At 62.0% G+C, this 15,775-nt stretch carries 17 protein-coding genes; 8 read left to right on the top strand and 9 right to left on the bottom strand.

Going from position 1 to position 15,775, the window contains the following annotated elements; translation table 11 throughout:
• Positions 1-29: 29 nt before the first annotated feature.
• Genes M1E02_RS04620 through M1E02_RS04610 form a run of 3 tightly spaced genes read right to left on the bottom strand, consistent with a single transcriptional unit; the run spans position 30 to position 3,173 of the window.
• Complete coding sequence (locus M1E02_RS04620) at positions 30-947, bottom strand: carbohydrate ABC transporter permease (protein ID WP_479376980.1); 918 nt, start codon at positions 945-947, stop codon at positions 30-32.
• A gap of 3 nt (positions 948-950) precedes the next feature.
• Positions 951-1,895 carry a carbohydrate ABC transporter permease gene (locus tag M1E02_RS04615; protein ID WP_479376979.1) on the bottom strand — a complete coding sequence of 315 codons (945 nt, stop codon included), beginning with the start codon at positions 1,893-1,895 and terminating at the stop codon, positions 951-953.
• A 3-nt stretch (positions 1,896-1,898) separates the two neighbouring features.
• A complete protein-coding gene (locus M1E02_RS04610) occupies positions 1,899-3,173 on the bottom strand; it encodes an ABC transporter substrate-binding protein (RefSeq protein WP_479376978.1) in 1,275 nt (424 codons plus the stop codon).
• Positions 3,174-3,438: 265 nt separating this feature from the next.
• Here M1E02_RS04610 and M1E02_RS04605 point away from each other — a divergent pair, with 265 nt between their 5' ends.
• The 4 genes from M1E02_RS04605 (at position 3,439) to M1E02_RS04590 (ending at position 7,021) form a co-directional block, all read left to right on the top strand.
• A complete protein-coding gene (locus M1E02_RS04605; RefSeq protein WP_479376977.1) occupies positions 3,439-3,879 on the top strand; it encodes a VOC family protein in 441 nt (146 codons plus the stop codon).
• Between the two features lie 21 nt (positions 3,880-3,900).
• Positions 3,901-4,875, top strand: a complete 975-nt coding sequence (locus M1E02_RS04600) for a 1,4-dihydroxy-2-naphthoyl-CoA synthase (protein WP_479376976.1) — start codon at positions 3,901-3,903, stop codon at positions 4,873-4,875.
• A gap of 71 nt (positions 4,876-4,946) precedes the next feature.
• The gene (locus M1E02_RS04595; RefSeq protein ID WP_479376975.1) at positions 4,947-6,080 is read left to right on the top strand and encodes an AMP-binding protein; all 1,134 of its coding nucleotides are present in this window, start codon (positions 4,947-4,949) and stop codon (positions 6,078-6,080) included.
• A 59-nt stretch (positions 6,081-6,139) separates the two neighbouring features.
• Complete coding sequence (locus M1E02_RS04590) at positions 6,140-7,021, top strand: 1,4-dihydroxy-2-naphthoate polyprenyltransferase (RefSeq protein WP_479376974.1); 882 nt, start codon at positions 6,140-6,142, stop codon at positions 7,019-7,021.
• Positions 7,022-7,044: 23 nt separating this feature from the next.
• On the opposite strand, the gene M1E02_RS04585 is transcribed toward M1E02_RS04590, so the two are convergent.
• Positions 7,045-7,353 carry a DUF4229 domain-containing protein gene (locus M1E02_RS04585; protein ID WP_479376973.1) on the bottom strand — a complete coding sequence of 103 codons (309 nt, stop codon included), beginning with the start codon at positions 7,351-7,353 and terminating at the stop codon, positions 7,045-7,047.
• Positions 7,354-7,460: 107 nt separating this feature from the next.
• On the opposite strand from M1E02_RS04585, the gene M1E02_RS04580 reads away from it, so the two are divergent.
• Positions 7,461-7,850: a PLD nuclease N-terminal domain-containing protein gene (locus tag M1E02_RS04580; RefSeq protein WP_479376972.1), complete on the top strand. Its 390-nt coding sequence runs from the start codon at positions 7,461-7,463 to the stop codon at positions 7,848-7,850.
• 30 nt (positions 7,851-7,880) lie between these two features.
• Here the strand turns inward: M1E02_RS04580 and ccsB are convergent, their stop codons facing one another.
• The 5 genes from ccsB to M1E02_RS04555 are packed head-to-tail and all read right to left on the bottom strand — an operon-like array spanning position 7,881 to position 12,933.
• Positions 7,881-9,002 (bottom strand): c-type cytochrome biogenesis protein CcsB, encoded by a 1,122-nt coding sequence (gene ccsB / locus M1E02_RS04575; protein WP_479376971.1) that lies wholly within the window; start codon positions 9,000-9,002, stop codon positions 7,881-7,883.
• Entirely contained in the window at positions 9,002-10,870 is a 1,869-nt protein-coding gene (gene resB, locus M1E02_RS04570) for a cytochrome c biogenesis protein ResB (protein ID WP_479376970.1), read from the bottom strand. Before resB ends, ccsB begins: the two co-directional genes overlap by 1 nt.
• Positions 10,870-11,625, bottom strand: a complete 756-nt coding sequence (locus M1E02_RS04565; RefSeq protein ID WP_479376969.1) for a cytochrome c biogenesis CcdA family protein — start codon at positions 11,623-11,625, stop codon at positions 10,870-10,872. The genes resB and M1E02_RS04565 overlap by 1 nt, the downstream gene beginning before the upstream one ends.
• Before the next feature lie 13 nt (positions 11,626-11,638).
• A complete protein-coding gene (locus M1E02_RS04560) occupies positions 11,639-12,265 on the bottom strand; it encodes a TlpA family protein disulfide reductase (RefSeq protein ID WP_479376968.1) in 627 nt (208 codons plus the stop codon).
• A 2-nt stretch (positions 12,266-12,267) separates the two neighbouring features.
• On the bottom strand, positions 12,268-12,933 hold the full coding sequence (locus M1E02_RS04555) for a histidine phosphatase family protein (protein ID WP_479376967.1): 666 nt from the start codon (positions 12,931-12,933) through the stop codon (positions 12,268-12,270).
• Positions 12,934-13,147: 214 nt separating this feature from the next.
• On the opposite strand from M1E02_RS04555, the gene M1E02_RS04550 reads away from it, so the two are divergent.
• The 3 genes from M1E02_RS04550 to M1E02_RS04540 all read left to right on the top strand — a co-directional run bounded on the left by M1E02_RS04550 (position 13,148) and on the right by M1E02_RS04540 (position 15,722).
• Positions 13,148-13,696 carry a YceI family protein gene (locus M1E02_RS04550; protein WP_479376966.1) on the top strand — a complete coding sequence of 183 codons (549 nt, stop codon included), beginning with the start codon at positions 13,148-13,150 and terminating at the stop codon, positions 13,694-13,696.
• A 286-nt stretch (positions 13,697-13,982) separates the two neighbouring features.
• Positions 13,983-14,636 (top strand): hypothetical protein, encoded by a 654-nt coding sequence (locus M1E02_RS04545; protein WP_479376965.1) that lies wholly within the window; start codon positions 13,983-13,985, stop codon positions 14,634-14,636.
• Between the two features lie 228 nt (positions 14,637-14,864).
• On the top strand, positions 14,865-15,722 hold the full coding sequence (locus M1E02_RS04540; RefSeq protein WP_479376964.1) for a hypothetical protein: 858 nt from the start codon (positions 14,865-14,867) through the stop codon (positions 15,720-15,722).
• Positions 15,723-15,775: the final 53 nt, after the last annotated feature.

Genomic DNA, 15,775 nt, shown 5'->3' with positions numbered 1-15,775 from the left:
AGGTTTCTAGCTGGTTTCTGCAGGGGTGGTCAGTCCTTCAGGCCGGCGCTGACGTCGGCGTTGAGGACGTATTTCTGGAAGACGAAGAACACGAGCACCAGGGGCAGGATGGAGATCACCGAGGCGCCCAGCAGGACAGGCCAGTCGATGTTCTCCGCGCCCACGATGCTCCGCAGCGCCACCTGGAGGGTGTACCACTTGGGGTCGTTCAGCACGATCAGCGGCCAGATGTAGTCATTCCAGCGCCACTGGAAGGAGAAGATGGCCAACGTGAACAGGATGGGCCTGGACAACGGGAGCATGATCCGGAAGAAGATGGCCAGCTCACTGGCGCCATCGATCCGGGCTGAATGCAGCAGGTCGTCCGGGACCGTCAGGAAGAACTGGCGGAACATGAACACACCCGTGGCGGTCAGCACAGACGGCACGATGATGCCGGCCAGGGAGTTGTACAGCCCCAGATCCCGGATCACGGTGAACGTCGGGTTCAGGATCACCTCGGTGGGCAGCATGGTGGTGGCGAGAATACAGACGAAAAACAGGCGGGTACCCGCATTGTTGTACTTGGCCAGGGCGTAACCCGTGCAGGCGCTGAAGAAAACAGTCAGCACCGTGGTCACCAGTGCCACTGTTGCCGTGTTCAGGAAGTACTGGGCAAAGTCCACACGCTCCCACGCGTCGATGAAGCCCTGGAACGTCCATTCCCTCGGGATCATGGACAGCGGATAGGTGAACAGCTCACTTCCGGGCTTGAACGAGCTGAGGAGAAACCACAGCAGCGGCAGGGCATAGATGGCCACGATGAGCCACATCAGGCCTGTCAGCGGCGCGGACAGCTTTGCCCGGCCGTTCCGCAGGTTCTGTGTGTCAGCGTTGCGGGCAGCTTCCTCGGCCCCGATGACGACGACTTCGTCCGAGACTGGAGGCAGATTGGCAGCTGTTGTCATGGTTCAGCCCTTCTTCCGGTTGAAGCGAAGCTGGATGAGAGCGATAGCCAGCAGCACCACCATCAACACCATGGACGCGGCACTTGCATAGCCCACCTTGGACTGCTCAAAACCGGTCTTGTAGATGTATTGGACGATCAGGACATTTTCAGTGCCCGGGCCGCCGTTGGTCAGCGCCTGGATCATGGCGAACTCCTTCATCGCATGGATGGTGGAGAGCAGGATCACCATGAACGACGTCGGGGCGATGCCAGGCAGCGTCACATGCCGGAACCGTTGCCAGGCATTGGCCCCGTCCAGTTCGGCCGCCTCCAGCAGGGCCTCCGGGATGTTCTTCAGCGCAGCTATGAACAGGAGCATGTTGAAGGCGGTGCCGCCCCAGGCCGCGGCGAAGATCACCACAGTAAGAGCCAGGTTGCCGTTGCTGGACCACGGCAACGGGTTTCCGCCAAGGGTGGAGATGATGAAGTTGACGAAGCCGAAGTCCTGGCCGAACATCCACTTCCAGATGACACCCACCACGATGGGCGAGATCAGCCAGGGCAGGAAGATGATGATCTTGGCCGCCGTGCGCCCCCTGACCGCCCTGCTGACAAGGAGGGCTGCAACACCGAGGGATGAGACATAGATCAGGGGCACCGACAGCACCGTGTAGAGAAAAGTGCGGCTCAGCGCAGCATAGAAGGTGCTGTCCGCGAAGAGCGTCTCGAAGTTTCGCAGCCCGATGAAGTTCAGCCTGCCGATGCCGCGGTAGTCGGTGAAGGAATAGATGAGCCCGAGCGCCCCGGGCCACACGAAGAACACAAGGAAGAGCACCACGTTGACGCCGATGAGGATCAGCGGGGCAAGGACGTAGCGGTTGTGGCGCTTCTGCTGGGACTTGCTCCGCACGGCTGGCGTGCGGAGCGTCTCAGACGTCACTGTGGAGCCCGTTGTTGGAGTAGCCACGGCTTAGCCGCCGTTGTAAAGCTTCACGATGTTATCCACCGTGGTTTTTGCATCCTGGCTGCCGCCGAGCATCTTGACAGTCTCTTCGCGCAGCGGGTCTCCCGAGAATGGCGTTGTGGCGAAGGCTTCGGAGACCACACGCTTGATGGGGTTCTCGCCCTTGCCTTCGTTCTCGGCGATTTGCTGCTGGTACAGCTCAAAGGCAGCCTGCTGGAACGGGTATTCCACCTTCAGGTCCTTGGGCGGCAGGTAGCCGCCCTGCTTGGCGAACTCGGTGTAGTTGGCGTCGTCGTAGAACCAGTCAATGAACTTCTTGGCTTCCTCATCCTGGCCGGTGTCCTTGAACGCCACCATGAAGCCGCCGCCCAGGTTGGTGGCGTTCAGCGGCTGCTTGGGCAGCGGCACTGACATCCACTCAAAGTCCTTGATGTTCTTGTTGAAGTCGGCCACCTGCCAGCTGCCGGAGTAGTACGCGGCGACCTGGCCGCTCTTGAACATGGCGTTTCCGTCCTCGCCGCTGAGCCAGACGGATTTCGGCATGGTCTTGTCATCGTTGATCTTCTGGAAGTATTCGAGCGTCTCCACGGCCTTGTCATCCGCGGAGTACTTGTCGCCTTCCTTGGGGAATGCTGTGCTGCCGAACTGGTACATCATGGCACGCAGGCGGTGACCCGAGCGGTCCATCACCACACCGTACTTCGCGCCGGCTTTCTCGCGGACCTGGTCGACTGCTGCGACAAACTCATCCCAGGTCCAGGAGCTCGCGATCTCTGTGGGGAATGCGACGCCGGCCTTTTCGAAGAGGCTCTTGTTGACGAACAGGCCCACGGCAGTGAGGTCCGACGGGATGGCCGGAATGGTTCCATCCGGTGCTTCCTGCAGGAAGTTCTCATCAATCTTCCGGTTCTTGGCGATGTCCGACAGATCCTGTAGCTGCGGGGCCCACAGGGGGTCAAGTCCGGTTACGCGTGCCAGGGCAGGAAGGTCGTTGGCCGTAGCGGCGTTCTTCAGCTTGGTGGTGATATCCGCCGTGGGCACGTCAACCACCTCAATGGTGATGCCCGTGGCTTCCTTGTACTTCTTGGCTGCTGCGGCGAAGGCACCACCCTGGTTGGTATCGCCTGAAAGGACCAACTGCAGCGGCTTCGACGGATCGGCCGTTCCCCCACCGCCACCGCCTCCGCAGGCGCTGAGAGCCAAGGTGGCGGCCGACAAGCCAAAGACCGCCTTTCCAAGCTGGCGACGGCTGAGCTGGGTAAAGATTGTCTTCTCTGACACTGGACTTTCCTGTCTGTTCCGTGGTTGGTACCGCAGATCCGGGACCAAGCTGGGGCGGCTAAGAACAAGTGGGCGCATCCCCAAAGTTCCTCGTTGGAAAAGCCTTTCCCACGCCTCAACTGTGACCCATGTCATGACAATCTGTCAAGCTTTTCATTTGTGGTGCTCTGCGCTGCCATGACGGCCAACGGGACGCCCAGCATCAGGTCCTGATCTGTCCGCAAAGACCTTCCGACGCCAGCGAGCATGCCGTATTTTCGGTTCCATGACACTGAACATCCAGATCGCCGTCGACTGCAAGAACCCCCATGAGCTGGCCGACTGGTGGGCCGAAACCCTCGAGTGGGCGGTGGAACCGCAGGACGAGACGTTCATCCGTTCCATGATCGCGCAGGGGTTCGCTACCGAGGCCCAGACCCAACTTCACCAGGGCAGGCTTGTCTGGCGGGAGGGCGCCGCCATCCGGCCACCCCAAGAGATCGATGCCAAGCAGCCAACGCGCCGCATCCTGTTTCAATCCGTTCCGGAAGAGAAAACCGTCAAGAACCGGATTCACTGGGATGTCCGGATCGAGAGCGCCGACAAGGACGAGGTGCGGAAAGCACTGGAAGCCCGGGGCGCAACGTTCCTCTGGACAGCCAATCAGGGACCGCATTCCTGGCACACCATGGCCGATCCCGAGGGCAACGAGTTCTGCATCAGCTGACCCGATTACTAGACTCGGTGTGTGAGCACCCATTTACCTGCCAAGGTTTCCGACGTCTTTGACCCTTCCCGTTGGCGCGTTGTGTCCGGATTCGACGACTTCCAGGACCTGACATACCACCGGCAAGTGGAGCGCTCGGAGGACGGTTCAGTGGTGCGGGATTTGCCCACCGTCCGGATCGCCTTCGACCGGCCGGAAGTCCGCAACGCCTTCCGCCCCGCAACGGTGGATGAACTCTACCGGGCCATGGACCATGCGCGGATGACACCCGACGTGGCCACTGTCCTGCTCACCGGCAACGGTCCCTCCCCCAAGGACGGCGGGCACTCTTTCTGCTCAGGGGGCGATCAGCGGATCCGCGGCCGGGACGGGTACCGGTATGCCGTGGACGGCGTTTCAGGAGCGGCCGGGGAGTCCGCTGAGTTCATCGACCCCGCCCGTGCGGGCCGCCTCCACATTCTGGAGGTGCAGCGACTCATGCGCACCATGCCCAAGGTGGTGATCGCCGTCGTAAACGGCTGGGCAGCCGGTGGAGGCCACTCACTGCACGTGGTCTCAGACCTCACCATCGCTTCCCGCCAGCACGGCAAGTTCAAACAGACAGATGCCACAGTGGGAAGTTTCGACGCCGGTTACGGCTCTGCGCTGCTGGCCCGGCAGATCGGACAGAAGACTGCCCGGGAAATCTTCTTCCTGGCCCGTGAGTACTCCGCGGAGGATATGGTCCGCATGGGCGCCGTCAACGAGGCCGTGGACCACGACCGGCTCGAGGACGTGGCTCTGGAGTATGCCGCCGACATCGCCCGGCAATCCCCCCAGGCCATCCGCATGCTCAAGTTCGCCTTCAACCTGGCCGACGACGGACTTGCCGGCCAGCAGGTTTTCGCAGGCGAAGCCACCCGGATGGCTTACATGACGGACGAGGCAGTGGAGGGCAAGGAGGCCTTCCTCGAGAAGCGCGAACCGGACTGGTCACGGTTCCCGTACTACTTCTGACGCGCCTGTGATGCCCGTGCATCCGCATCCAGACCCCTCGCCCCGGCCAGAACACTCGAAGGCAGACACTTGTGAACATTGAACCCGCGCTCAAGGCACTTGCTGCCGCCCTCCATGGGGAGGGCCCCGCCGTCGAACTTTCCACGGCCCCGGACGGAAGCCCTGTTGTCTCTCCCGTCCAGACCCCCGGGTTCGATGACGCCGTGGTGGTGGTGCGGACCTCCGGCTCCACCGGGACCCCCAAGGCGACGGTTCTGACGGTGGAGGCACTCGCTGCCTCGTCCATGGCAACGGCGCTGGCACTCAAGGGCGAAGGCCAATGGCTGCTGGCGCTGCCCGTGCAATACGTAGCCGGGCTTCAGGTGCTTGTGCGTTCCCTTTTCGCCGGAACGCGCCCCTGGGCCATGGATCTCTCCGCCGGATTCACTCCGAAGGCATTCACAGCAGCGGCGCTGGAACTCACAGACAAGATCCGGTTCACATCGCTGGTCCCCACCCAGCTGCAGCGGCTGCTGGACTCCCCCGCACCCGAAACCCTTGCCGTTCTCCGCCGCTTCAACACCATTCTCCTGGGTGGCGCTCCCGCCTCTACAGAGCTGCTGCAGGCTGCGCGGGACGCCGGGCTCCGCGTAGTGACCACCTACGGTTCGGCTGAGACCTGCGGCGGATGCGTGTACGACGGCGTTCCGATCGAAGGCGTGGAAACGAAGGTTTCGGACACCGGTCGGATCCTCCTTGGCGGGGATACCGTCGCCGCCGGCTATCTGGATGATCCTGACCTCACCGCTGACGCGTTCATCGAGGAGGACGGCCTTCGCTGGTTCCGCACGAATGATCTCGGGTCCATTGACGCAGAAGGCATCCTGACCGTGCTCGGCAGAGCAGACGACGTCGTCATCACCGGAGGCGTCAAGGTTTCCGCCGCCCACGTGCAGGCAGAACTTGAAAAGCTCGACGGCGTCACCGCAGCTTTTGTGACCGGCGTTCCGTCCGAGGAGTGGGGCCAGGCTGTGGCTGCCTACGTGGCTGTTGCTGACAGTACGCAGGAGGGGATCAGCGGCTTCACCGCCAACCGTCAACACCTGCCGGGCCCCCTGGAGCCCAAGACAGTAATGGCTGCACCGGAACTGATTCTGTTGCCTAACGGAAAACCTGACCGCCTGGCTATGACGGAGTTGCTCAACCAGCTCCATCAGGGAAAGTAAAGTAGACCTGCAACCCGCTGCACGTCCGCAGCGTCCTGAACCAGCAAGAGGTACTCACAGTGGCAACAGCCGCCCAATGGATCCAAGGCGCCCGTCCGCGCACGCTGCCGGCGGCGATCGCTCCGGTACTGATCGGCACGGCCGCCGCCTTCGAGATGGGTGCCTTCCGGCCGGTAAACGCCGCTCTTGCCGCTGTGGTGGCGCTGCTGCTGCAGATTGGCGTCAACTACGCCAACGACTACTCTGACGGCATCCGCGGCACCGATGAGGACCGTGTGGGGCCGCTGCGCCTTGTGGGGTCCGGCGCCGCCCACCCGGACCAGGTCAAACACGCAGCCTTTGCAGCCTTTGCGCTGGCCATGATGTGCGGACTGGCCCTGGTAATCATCACGCAGGCCTGGTGGCTCATCCTGGTGGGCCTGGGCTGCGTGCTGGCCGCATGGGGCTACACGGGCGGGAAAAACCCCTACGGCTACCTGGGCCTGGGAGATGTCTTCGTGTTCGTCTTCTTTGGACTTGTGGCCACCCTTGGCACCACGTACACCCAGGCAGGGCACGTGAACCTGGCCGCCATCATCGGCGCCATAGGCACCGGACTCATCGCCTGCGCCCTGCTGATGGCCAACAACGTCAGGGATATTCCCACCGACACCAAGGCCGGCAAGAAGACGCTGGCCGTGCGCCTCGGAGACAAGCACGCACGGGAGAGCTACGTCCTGATGCTGGCTGTGGCGATCCTGCTTGTGGTGGTTCTCGCACCGGGGCGGCCATGGATGCTTCTGGTACTTCTGCTCATTCCCGCGAGCCTGATGCCCTCCTGGCTCATGATCAACGGCAGGAAGCGCAAGAGCCTCATCCCTGTCCTCAAACAGACGGGCCTGATCAACCTGGGGTACAGCGTGCTGTTCTCTGCAGGCCTGGTACTGACCCGGGGCGTCTAGGGCCCTCTTGCGGGGGAAGGCGCTCAGGCGTCTTTGGGGCGCTTGTCCATTTTGACCGTGACGTCCGGGTGGGCGTCCACCAGGCTGTCCTCGGCGTTCGCGTCGTCCACCTCGCCAGCCGTCCGGATCGGTTTGGCACGGCCGGAGAACCGCTCATGAACGGCTCCGGCGGCGGCGTCCCGCTGCTTCTGGAAGAACAGGTAGCTGATGGCAAATGCGATGAGGCCCGCGCAAATCACGGACAGAATGGCGCCCAGCTCCAGCAGCTGGAAAAGCACGAACAACGGCACAAACAGTGCCAAACGAATCAGGGAGTATTTCAGGAAAGCCACGCTTCAAGTTTAGCCGCCCCGGAAGACGGCTTTGAGCGGCGGGACCGGCGCCTCCCTGTGATCCAACCGTAGCCATGTGAAGTGCCCCCGGAGGCTAGACTGGGTGTATGCCCCGCGTTCTGCTCGCCGTCGCCGTACTTACCATCGTTGTCTATGGTCTGGTTGACGTGATCCGCACTGATCGGCGGCTCACGCGCGGGATTTCCAAGCCTGCCTGGATCGTGGTGATGGTGGTCCTGCCGGTCATCGGTGCGGCGCTTTGGTTCATTTTTGGCCGTCCGCGTGGCAACCGGCCAGTGCAGCAAACCTTCCGCCACCCCTCGGCCCCCGATGACGATCCCGAGTTTCTCCGTGCTCTGGAGCTCAAGCGCCGCAACCAGGCTGAGGCTGACAGGCTGAAGAAGCTCAAGGACCAGCTCGACGCGCGGGAACAGAAGCGCGGCGAGGGATCCGGCGACAGCCACGACGATGCCCAGGGCAACGACGAAGTTAAGTAACCCCGCTACGGGCAGGCAATGTCCGGGATGCTAGAGCCCTGAGTATGAGTGAAGGCCGTTGAAGAACTGGTTCACGATGGTGAAGTTGAAGACCACACACAGGTAGCCAACGATCGACAGCCACGCAGCCCGCGTTCCGGTCCAGCCCCTCGTGGCCCGGGCGTGCAGGTATCCGGCGTAAACAACCCAGATCACGAACGTCCAGACTTCCTTGGTGTCCCAACCCCAGAAGCGGCCCCACGCCTTTTCGGCCCAGATCGCGCCGAACATCAGGGTGAAGGTCCATCCGACAAAAGCTATGGCGTTGATCCGGTAGGAGAGGTTTTCGAGGCTCAGCGCGGACGGCACCAGCCGCATGAAGCCCAGTTTGTCCACTCCCCCGGAAGCAATGCTTTTTTGCCGGTGGGCCTGCACCAGTTGCAGGGCGGACATGGCGAAGGTCAAGGTGAAAAGCGCCGAGGACAGCACGGCGATGGAGACGTGGATGATCAGCCAGTAGCTCTGGAGGGCAGGGACGAGGTGGCCCACGGGGGTCATGTAAGCAGTACCGGCAGCCACCAGCATGATGATCACCAGCCCCACCACGAAAGTGCCCAGGAACCGCAGGTCGCGCCGGATCAACACCACCAGGAAGACCACAACGGCTACAAAAGCACCTGTAGTGAGGAACTCGTACATGTTTCCCCACGGAACCCGCCCGGCGCCCAAGGCACGGGTGAGTACTCCGGCAGCGTGGATGGCGGCCCCGAGGACGGTCAGCGCCACTGCCACACGGGCAGGAACCCGGCGCTCGGCTCCATAACGCATACCGGCATCCGCGGTCTGCCCAACCCCTGATCCGGCACCTGCGGCAGACACTGCTGACGACGGCCGCTCGGCCCGCCCAACGGGCCCGCTGACGTCAGAGTCTGTGCGGTCGGTACTTGCTGCCTTCACAGAGCCTGCGGCAACAGGGATCTTGGCTGCGGCAGGCGACGATGCATCTTCCAGGGCTTCGGCTGCTGCCGCTGCCTTCAGGTCCACTGCACGGAGGGCCTTGCTGCTCTTCGCCAAATCCCAGGCAAAGGCAATGAAGGCCACTGTGTAAGTGCCACCCGCCAGGAGCATAAAGAGCTCACTGTAGTAGCCCATGGTTTCGTTGATGCCAAGCATTACTGGTCCTTCTTAGACTCTGCCGAGCCTGCTGTTGACTGGATAACGTCTGCTGCGGGGGCTTTTGTGGCCGCCGTGGCTTCTGATGCTTCGGCTTCTTCTGCTTCGGTAGCCTCTGAATCGGCGGCACGTTCGGCCCCATCATTGTCCGCCTGCCCGCTGGGAACACTCTGGGAATCCCGGGAGGCCTTGGCGTCCTGGGACTCCAAGCCCCACTCCTCAACCAGCAATTGACGGATGGCTTGGGCTTCTCCGGCCAGCCGATGGTCCTCGCCTCGAGCCAGGAGTGCGTACTCCACCATGGTGCGGCCGTCCTCGTGGGTGCCGGTACGCACCCAGACCCTGCGCCGGTTCACGTACAGGGAAGTGACCAGTCCGCCCACGGCCAGCAGTGCAAAAATTAGCGCGTATAGCTGGCCGGGGTTGTGGTGGATATCGACGCCGATGTAGCGCTTCACGCCGTCGAAAGTAATGGATCCCTTGCCATCTGGCAACGTTTGGCTGGTTCCGGGCTTGAGGGTGATGCCGCCGGCGTCGAGGTTCCTGGCGTTGAGCGGCTTCAGTTCCTTGACGTCGAGTTCGAAGACGTTCTGGGGAGCTCCGTCGTCCAGTCCAAGGTCACCGTAGAAGGAGCTTAGGGTCAATGTTGGATTGAGGAGGTCGGGATACTCACTGAAGGAAATGCCATCCTGCGTGAAAGCCTCGGTGGGAAGGAAAAAACCGACGAAGCCCAGCTGGTCAGGTTTGGCGTCGGGGACTTTGATGACCACTGAGGAGTAGTAGTTATCTCCCTGCAACCGTGCCACCACAGGACCTTGGAAGGCCACGTTTCCCTGCCCATCGCGGATGGTGACCAACGGCGCGTAGCCGTTGCCCGTGAGATACACGCTGGTACCACCCAGGCTTACGGGATCGTTAACCTTGAGAACTTGCTGCTTTTCCGGGGCATCCGGTGATTCCTTGGTGGTGACGTCGGCCTTGAAGTCGATCGGCTGACCGATCTTGCCCCGCGATTCCAAGTCGAAGGTGGCCCGGAACTTGTCCAGCCGCATGGAGTAGGGCTGAAGCTGGCTGCTTTGGAAATTGGTTCCCGGCGTGAACTGGTCGTACCCCACGAGGGTGTTCACGAATGTATCGCCTTCAACCAGGATGCGTTGCCCGCTGTACCCAAAGAGTCCGCCGGCCGCTACGGAGACCAGCACCCCGATCAGGGATGTGTGGAAAACGAGGTTCCCGACCTCCTTCAGGAAGCCGCGCTCTGCCCCCAAAGACGGCTGCGCGCCGCCGTCGTCCCTCACCTCAACGCGGTAACCGCGCTTCTTCAGCAGACCGGCGGCTTCATTTACAGCGCGCGACGCCGGGATCCCGGCGTCCGCCGGAACCATCAGGGTGCCGTATTCCGGGAGGCGGGAAAGGCGTTTAGGCGTCCGGGGAGGCTGGGAGCGCATGGCCTTGTAATGCGCTATTGCACGGGGCACTACGCAGCCGATCAGCGAGATGAACAGCAGGATGTAAATGGCGGAGAACCATGCGGAGGAGTAGACGTCGAAGAACTGGAGGGCGTCCAGTACCTTGCCTAAATCGCCGTCATTCTTGATGCGCTGGGTGACGATCGACGGGTTGGCAGGCCGTTGCGGGAACAGTGAACCGGGCACAGCGGCCACCGCCAGGAGGAGGAGCAGGAACAGGGCGGTACGCATACTGGTGAGCTGCGTCCATGCCCAGCGAAGCGTACCCTTGACGCCAAGAGCGGGGAGGGCTGCTTCAGCTTTCGCCGCAGAAACAGGATTGGCCGCAGTGTCCTTGGGTGCCTTTTGGCTGGTGGCCGTCTCCGGAGAGTTCTTCTGTTCTTTCACACGCTCGCTCATCAGATTGGCAACTTCACATCGGTTTGGAACCAGTACTGCAACCCGGTGACCCAGGCTCCCCACAGGCCGGTGGCCATCAGAATGCCCAGGACGATCAGGATTCCTCCGCCGATCCGCTGGATAACGAGTCGGTGCGTGCGGAAAAAGGACAGCACACCGATTCCCCGGCGGACCGCCAACGCGATCAGGAGGAACGGAATGCCCAGGCCGAGGCTGTACACGAAAGCCAGGAAGGCCCCCTTGGCGGCGGAGGAACCGCCGGAGAGGCTGAGGAGCTGCACTGCCGAGTAGGTGGGGCCAATGCACGGAGCCCAGCCCAGCCCGAAGGTAATTCCCAGTAAGGGTGCGCCCCAGAGCCCGGCGGGTGGTTTGGCATGGATTTTGGCATCCCGCTGAAGCCAACCGAACCCGCCCATGAACACCACGCCCATCACGATGACCAGGAGGCCAAGAATCTGGGTGATCCAGGCGTTTTCCGGACCGGTGATGAGGGTTCCGAGTTGCCCGAAGGCTCCGCCCAACAGGACAAAGATGGCCGAGAAACCCAGCACGAACAGGCCGATTCCTGCCAGCATCCGGCCGCGCCTCTGCTTCTGCAGGTCCACGCCGGTGAGCCCTGTGACGTAGCCAAGATAGCCCGGTACAAGCGGCAGCACGCACGGTGAGAGGAAGGAAACCAGTCCTGCCAGCAGCGCCACCGGGATGGCAAGCAGGAGCGATCCATTCAGGATGGCTTCGGCAAAAGGACTGTTCACTGGGAAACCGCCGCTACTCAGCCACGGCCGCGGCGATGAGGGCCTTCAAAGTGCCTTTTTCGATTTCCCCGAGCACGCGGGCAGCCACCCTGCCGGCCTTGTCCAGGACGAGCGTGGTGGGAACAGCCCCAGGCGGGACCAGGCCCGAAACAGCCAGGAGGACTCCGCCATCTTTATCGTTGAAGCTGGGGTAAGTCAGGCCGAACGACTTGTCGAACGCTTCTGCCGTCGCTTTTTCATCCCTCAGGTTGACGCCGTAGAACTGCACACCCTGATCTTTGAACTCCTGGTGCAGTTCTTCCAGCAGCGGCGCTTCCACACGGCATGGGGCGCACGCCGCGAACCAGAAGTTGAGCACAGTGACCTTGCCCAAGAGGTCAGCCGGTTCAACCGTGGAGCCATTGAACAAGGCCCCCTTGATACCCAACGCGGCTTTGCGGTCAGCCGTTGCGAACTCTGTAACGGAGCCATCTCCTGCCACGTAGTTCTTGTTGTCCCCTGCCCTGGCCTGCTTGGCCAAAGCGTCTTCCTGTGCACAAGCGGACAGGCCAAGGGTGAGTGCGGCCAATGCCGCACCTCCGGCTGCCAGGACACTGCGGCGTGAGGTGTTGGGACCGCGGTTGGGGTTTGGGCCTTGCATGCTCAGGCTCCCGGTGTGTTGGAGGCACCCGGGAGGAGTGCTGCGGCGGGCTCGGTGTAGTCGACGCGCACCAGTGCACCTTCGTGGTCAAAAACAAGGGACGTCAGGGACGTCAGGGTGCACTCACGCTTCCTCGGATCGTGCCAGAGCGGCTTACCTTCTGCGCTGAGCCTGGTGGCCCAGATGGGGAGCTGGTGTGCCACCAGGATGGCCTCCGCGCCGTCTCCGCCCAGATCCAACGCCTTGAGCCGCGCGTCCTGGACGGCAGCCATCACGCGGTGTGCCTGCTTTTTGTACGGCTCGCCCCAGGAAGGGCGGAAGGGATTCACAAGGCGCGGCCAGTGCTTCGGCCTGCGGAGCTCCGCCTTGGTGACCTTCATGCCTTCAAAGTAGTTTTCGGCTTCGATGATGCGATCTTCGACGGCGATGTCCAGCCTGAGTGCCTCGGATATGGGGAGCGCCGTTTCCTGGGCCCGGGTCAACGGTGAAGCGGCAAGGTAGACGATATTTGCCCCATGCGAAGCCCGCTGGCTGAAGTGCTCCGCCAGGGTGCGGGCCATCTCCCGTCCAAGCTCCGAGAGATGAAACTCGGGCAGGCGTCCATAGAGGACTCCGGCGGGATTGTGGACTTCGCCATGGCGAAGCAAATGAACGGTGGCTTGGGGCATGTATACCAGTTTCTCAAAGATGACGGGCGATCTGAAATCTTCTACAAGAAGTAGAACTAGAGGCCTCGGAAAAAAGTTCCGCCTGGTCGGAATAAAAGATGCAAATGCATGTTTATACTGGGTGAAGCGATTACTTGAGGCTTCAACAGATGATGCTTCAAGTAATGATCAGATGGTTTCCGACCCGAACTTTCGCACAACAAGGAGAACTAAAATGTCACTTCCCACCAACCTCACCACCGGCACCTGGACCCTCGACTCCTCGCACAGCGAAATCGGGTTCACGGTACGCCACGCAGGCATCAGCAAGGTCCGCGGCCAGTTCAAGGAAGCTACAGCTACCCTCGATCTGGCAGACAACGTTGCAGATTCCAAGGTCAACGCCACCATCCAGACAGCCAGCTTCGACTCCGGCGACGTCAACCGCGACGGCCACGTCCGTGGCGAGGACTTCTTCGACGTCGAGAAGTTCCCGGAGATCTCGTTCGTCTCCAACGGCATTGTGCCCAAGGGTGACGGCTACGAACTCCAGGGCGATCTCACCATCAAGGGAGTGACCCGTCCGGTTGCCCTCGAGACCGAGTTCAACGGAGCAGCCGTTGACCCGTTCGGCAACACCCGCGCCGGCGTCTCCGCTGAAACCACCATCAGCCGCAAGGACTTCGGCCTCACCTGGAACGCAGTCCTCGAAGCGGGCGGGGTCCTGGTCAGCGACAAGGTTGCCATCAACCTTGAACTGGCCTTCATCGCCCCGGCTGCCTAATCAGCCGACACCGGTCAGCATCGCTCTGCTGATTCCGCTCCGCTGATCCGGCGGAAACTGATTCCTGCCCCTGCACCCCTGTTCCAGTTTCCTGGGACGGGGGCGCGGAGTTTAAAGGGGGCGCGTTTAAGGGGTCATCAGGACCGGAGCTCAAAACGAAGGGCCGTCAGGGAATATGCAGCTTAACCTGCTCCGTCGTACAACGATTGTAAATTCTTGGCCATTTACGGCGAGTTAGCCCAAAGTTGCCTAGATAACAGGGGTACTGCCGTCTACAGTGAAAGCCATGACCAACCCAAGTGATGCCCCTCAGCCTCAGCAGCCCGGGCAGCCGGCTCCCGGCAATGTCCCGCCCACTCCTTACGAGCAGCCCCCGGCCTATCAGGCGCCGCAGGGCCAGCAGCCGCCCCAGGGTTATCCGGCCGGTAACTACCAGTCGCCAGGCGGATACCAGGCGCCGGGGCAGCCAGGTTATGCCGCCCCCGCCGGAGCGGCTAACAACGCGCCACCAGCAGGCCTCGGCTATGCCGCCCCTGCGCGCAACACGTTTGCTTTGGATTTCAACAACCTCAAAGAGCGCGTGACCAACACCCAGGGTGTACCCCAGCAACTGGTTATTTCCTACTGGCTCTGGGTTGGCGCAGCTGTGCTCGGTGTTGTGGGCAGCCTCGTCACCATCGTGGGTAACGCCGGTGGCATTGCTGGCGTCGCGCTGATCTTCAGCCTGATTTGGGCCGCCGTGTACATCTTCATTGCCATCCGGCTCAAGGAAGGTGCCCGCTGGGCCCGGCTGGTCCTGTCGATTTTCGGTGGGTTGGCGCTTGTGGCGCTCCCCTTCTCGTTGTTTACAGGCGTACTGAGCCTGATCGGGACGGCGGCAGCTGTCGCCGCCGCCGTCATGATGTGGCTGCCGCAGTCCCAGGAACATTTCAAAAGCTGACAGCGCACAACAAGGGGCGTAAGCGCCCCCAACGGGTTAGTTAAGCAGTGAAGGCCGCGGCAGGGAATCCCCTGCCGCGGCCTTTCAAATCCAACAGGAATACCTCTTGCGAATGATCCCGCTGCCGCACCAAGCGCGGTACGGTGGAAGCAAGACCAATGCTGGGGGCAGGGGCATCACACTGATCCCGGTAGCCGATTTTCGAAGTCGACACATGAAGGATCGAACATGAGCACTCCCCCAGTCCCTCCCGCCAACCAGGATGAGCCTGAGTCTGGCGGCCAGAACGCCCCTCAGTATGGCCAGAACACGCCGCCACAGTATGGGCAAAACGCTCCGCAGTACGGCCAGAATAATCCGCAGCAGCCCCAGTACGGGCAGAACGCTCCGCAGCAGCCCCAGTACGGGCAGAACGCTCCGCAGCAGCCACAGTACGGGGCGCCGCAGTATGGGCAGAACGCTCCGCAGCAGCCACAGTATGGGGCTCCGCAGTACGGCCAGAACCCTGCACAGCAGCAGTTCGGCCAGAATCAGTTCGGCCAGCCGCAGCAGGGCCAGTCTCCTTATGGGCAGTCTCCCTACGGCCAGTCACCGTACTCGCAGTACCCCTCAGAGCTTCCGAGCTCCAGCAGCCCGGTGCCACAGCTGGTAAACATCTCCTTCTACCTGCTTATCCTTTCGGCTGTTATCTCAGTTCTAAGCATCCTTCTGGTCATTCCGACACTCGATGACCCTGCCGTACGCGGGCAGTTTGAAGACCAGATGGCCGCCCAAGGCCAAGGGGAGATCCCGTTCGAAGACTTCAAAGGCATGATCGTCGGAGTGCTCGCAGTATTCGCCGTGATCACCGCCGGACTGTACGCCTTGGTGGCGTTCAACGTGCGTAAGGGAAAGAACTGGGCCCGCATACTGGGAACCGTTTTTGCAGCCCTGTCCATCTTTGGCCTCTTCTCATTGAGCTGGGCAACCATTGGCACTGCGGCCGGCATCGCCGCAATCGTCCTGTTGTACCTCCCCGGCGCTGCACCGTACTTCAGCAAGCAGCAGCCTTTCGCCAGCCCGTATTCGCAGCCGTACGGCCGCTAGAGCCAGTAGGGCTCGCCGCGCAGGCCGCTGGAACACAGGGCCATAGAGATCCA

The sequence above is a fragment of the Arthrobacter sp. Z5-13 genome, from assembly GCF_056499105.1.
The sequence above is the reverse complement of the archived record's forward strand: the minus strand, read 5'-3'. Positions and strand labels throughout refer to the sequence as shown.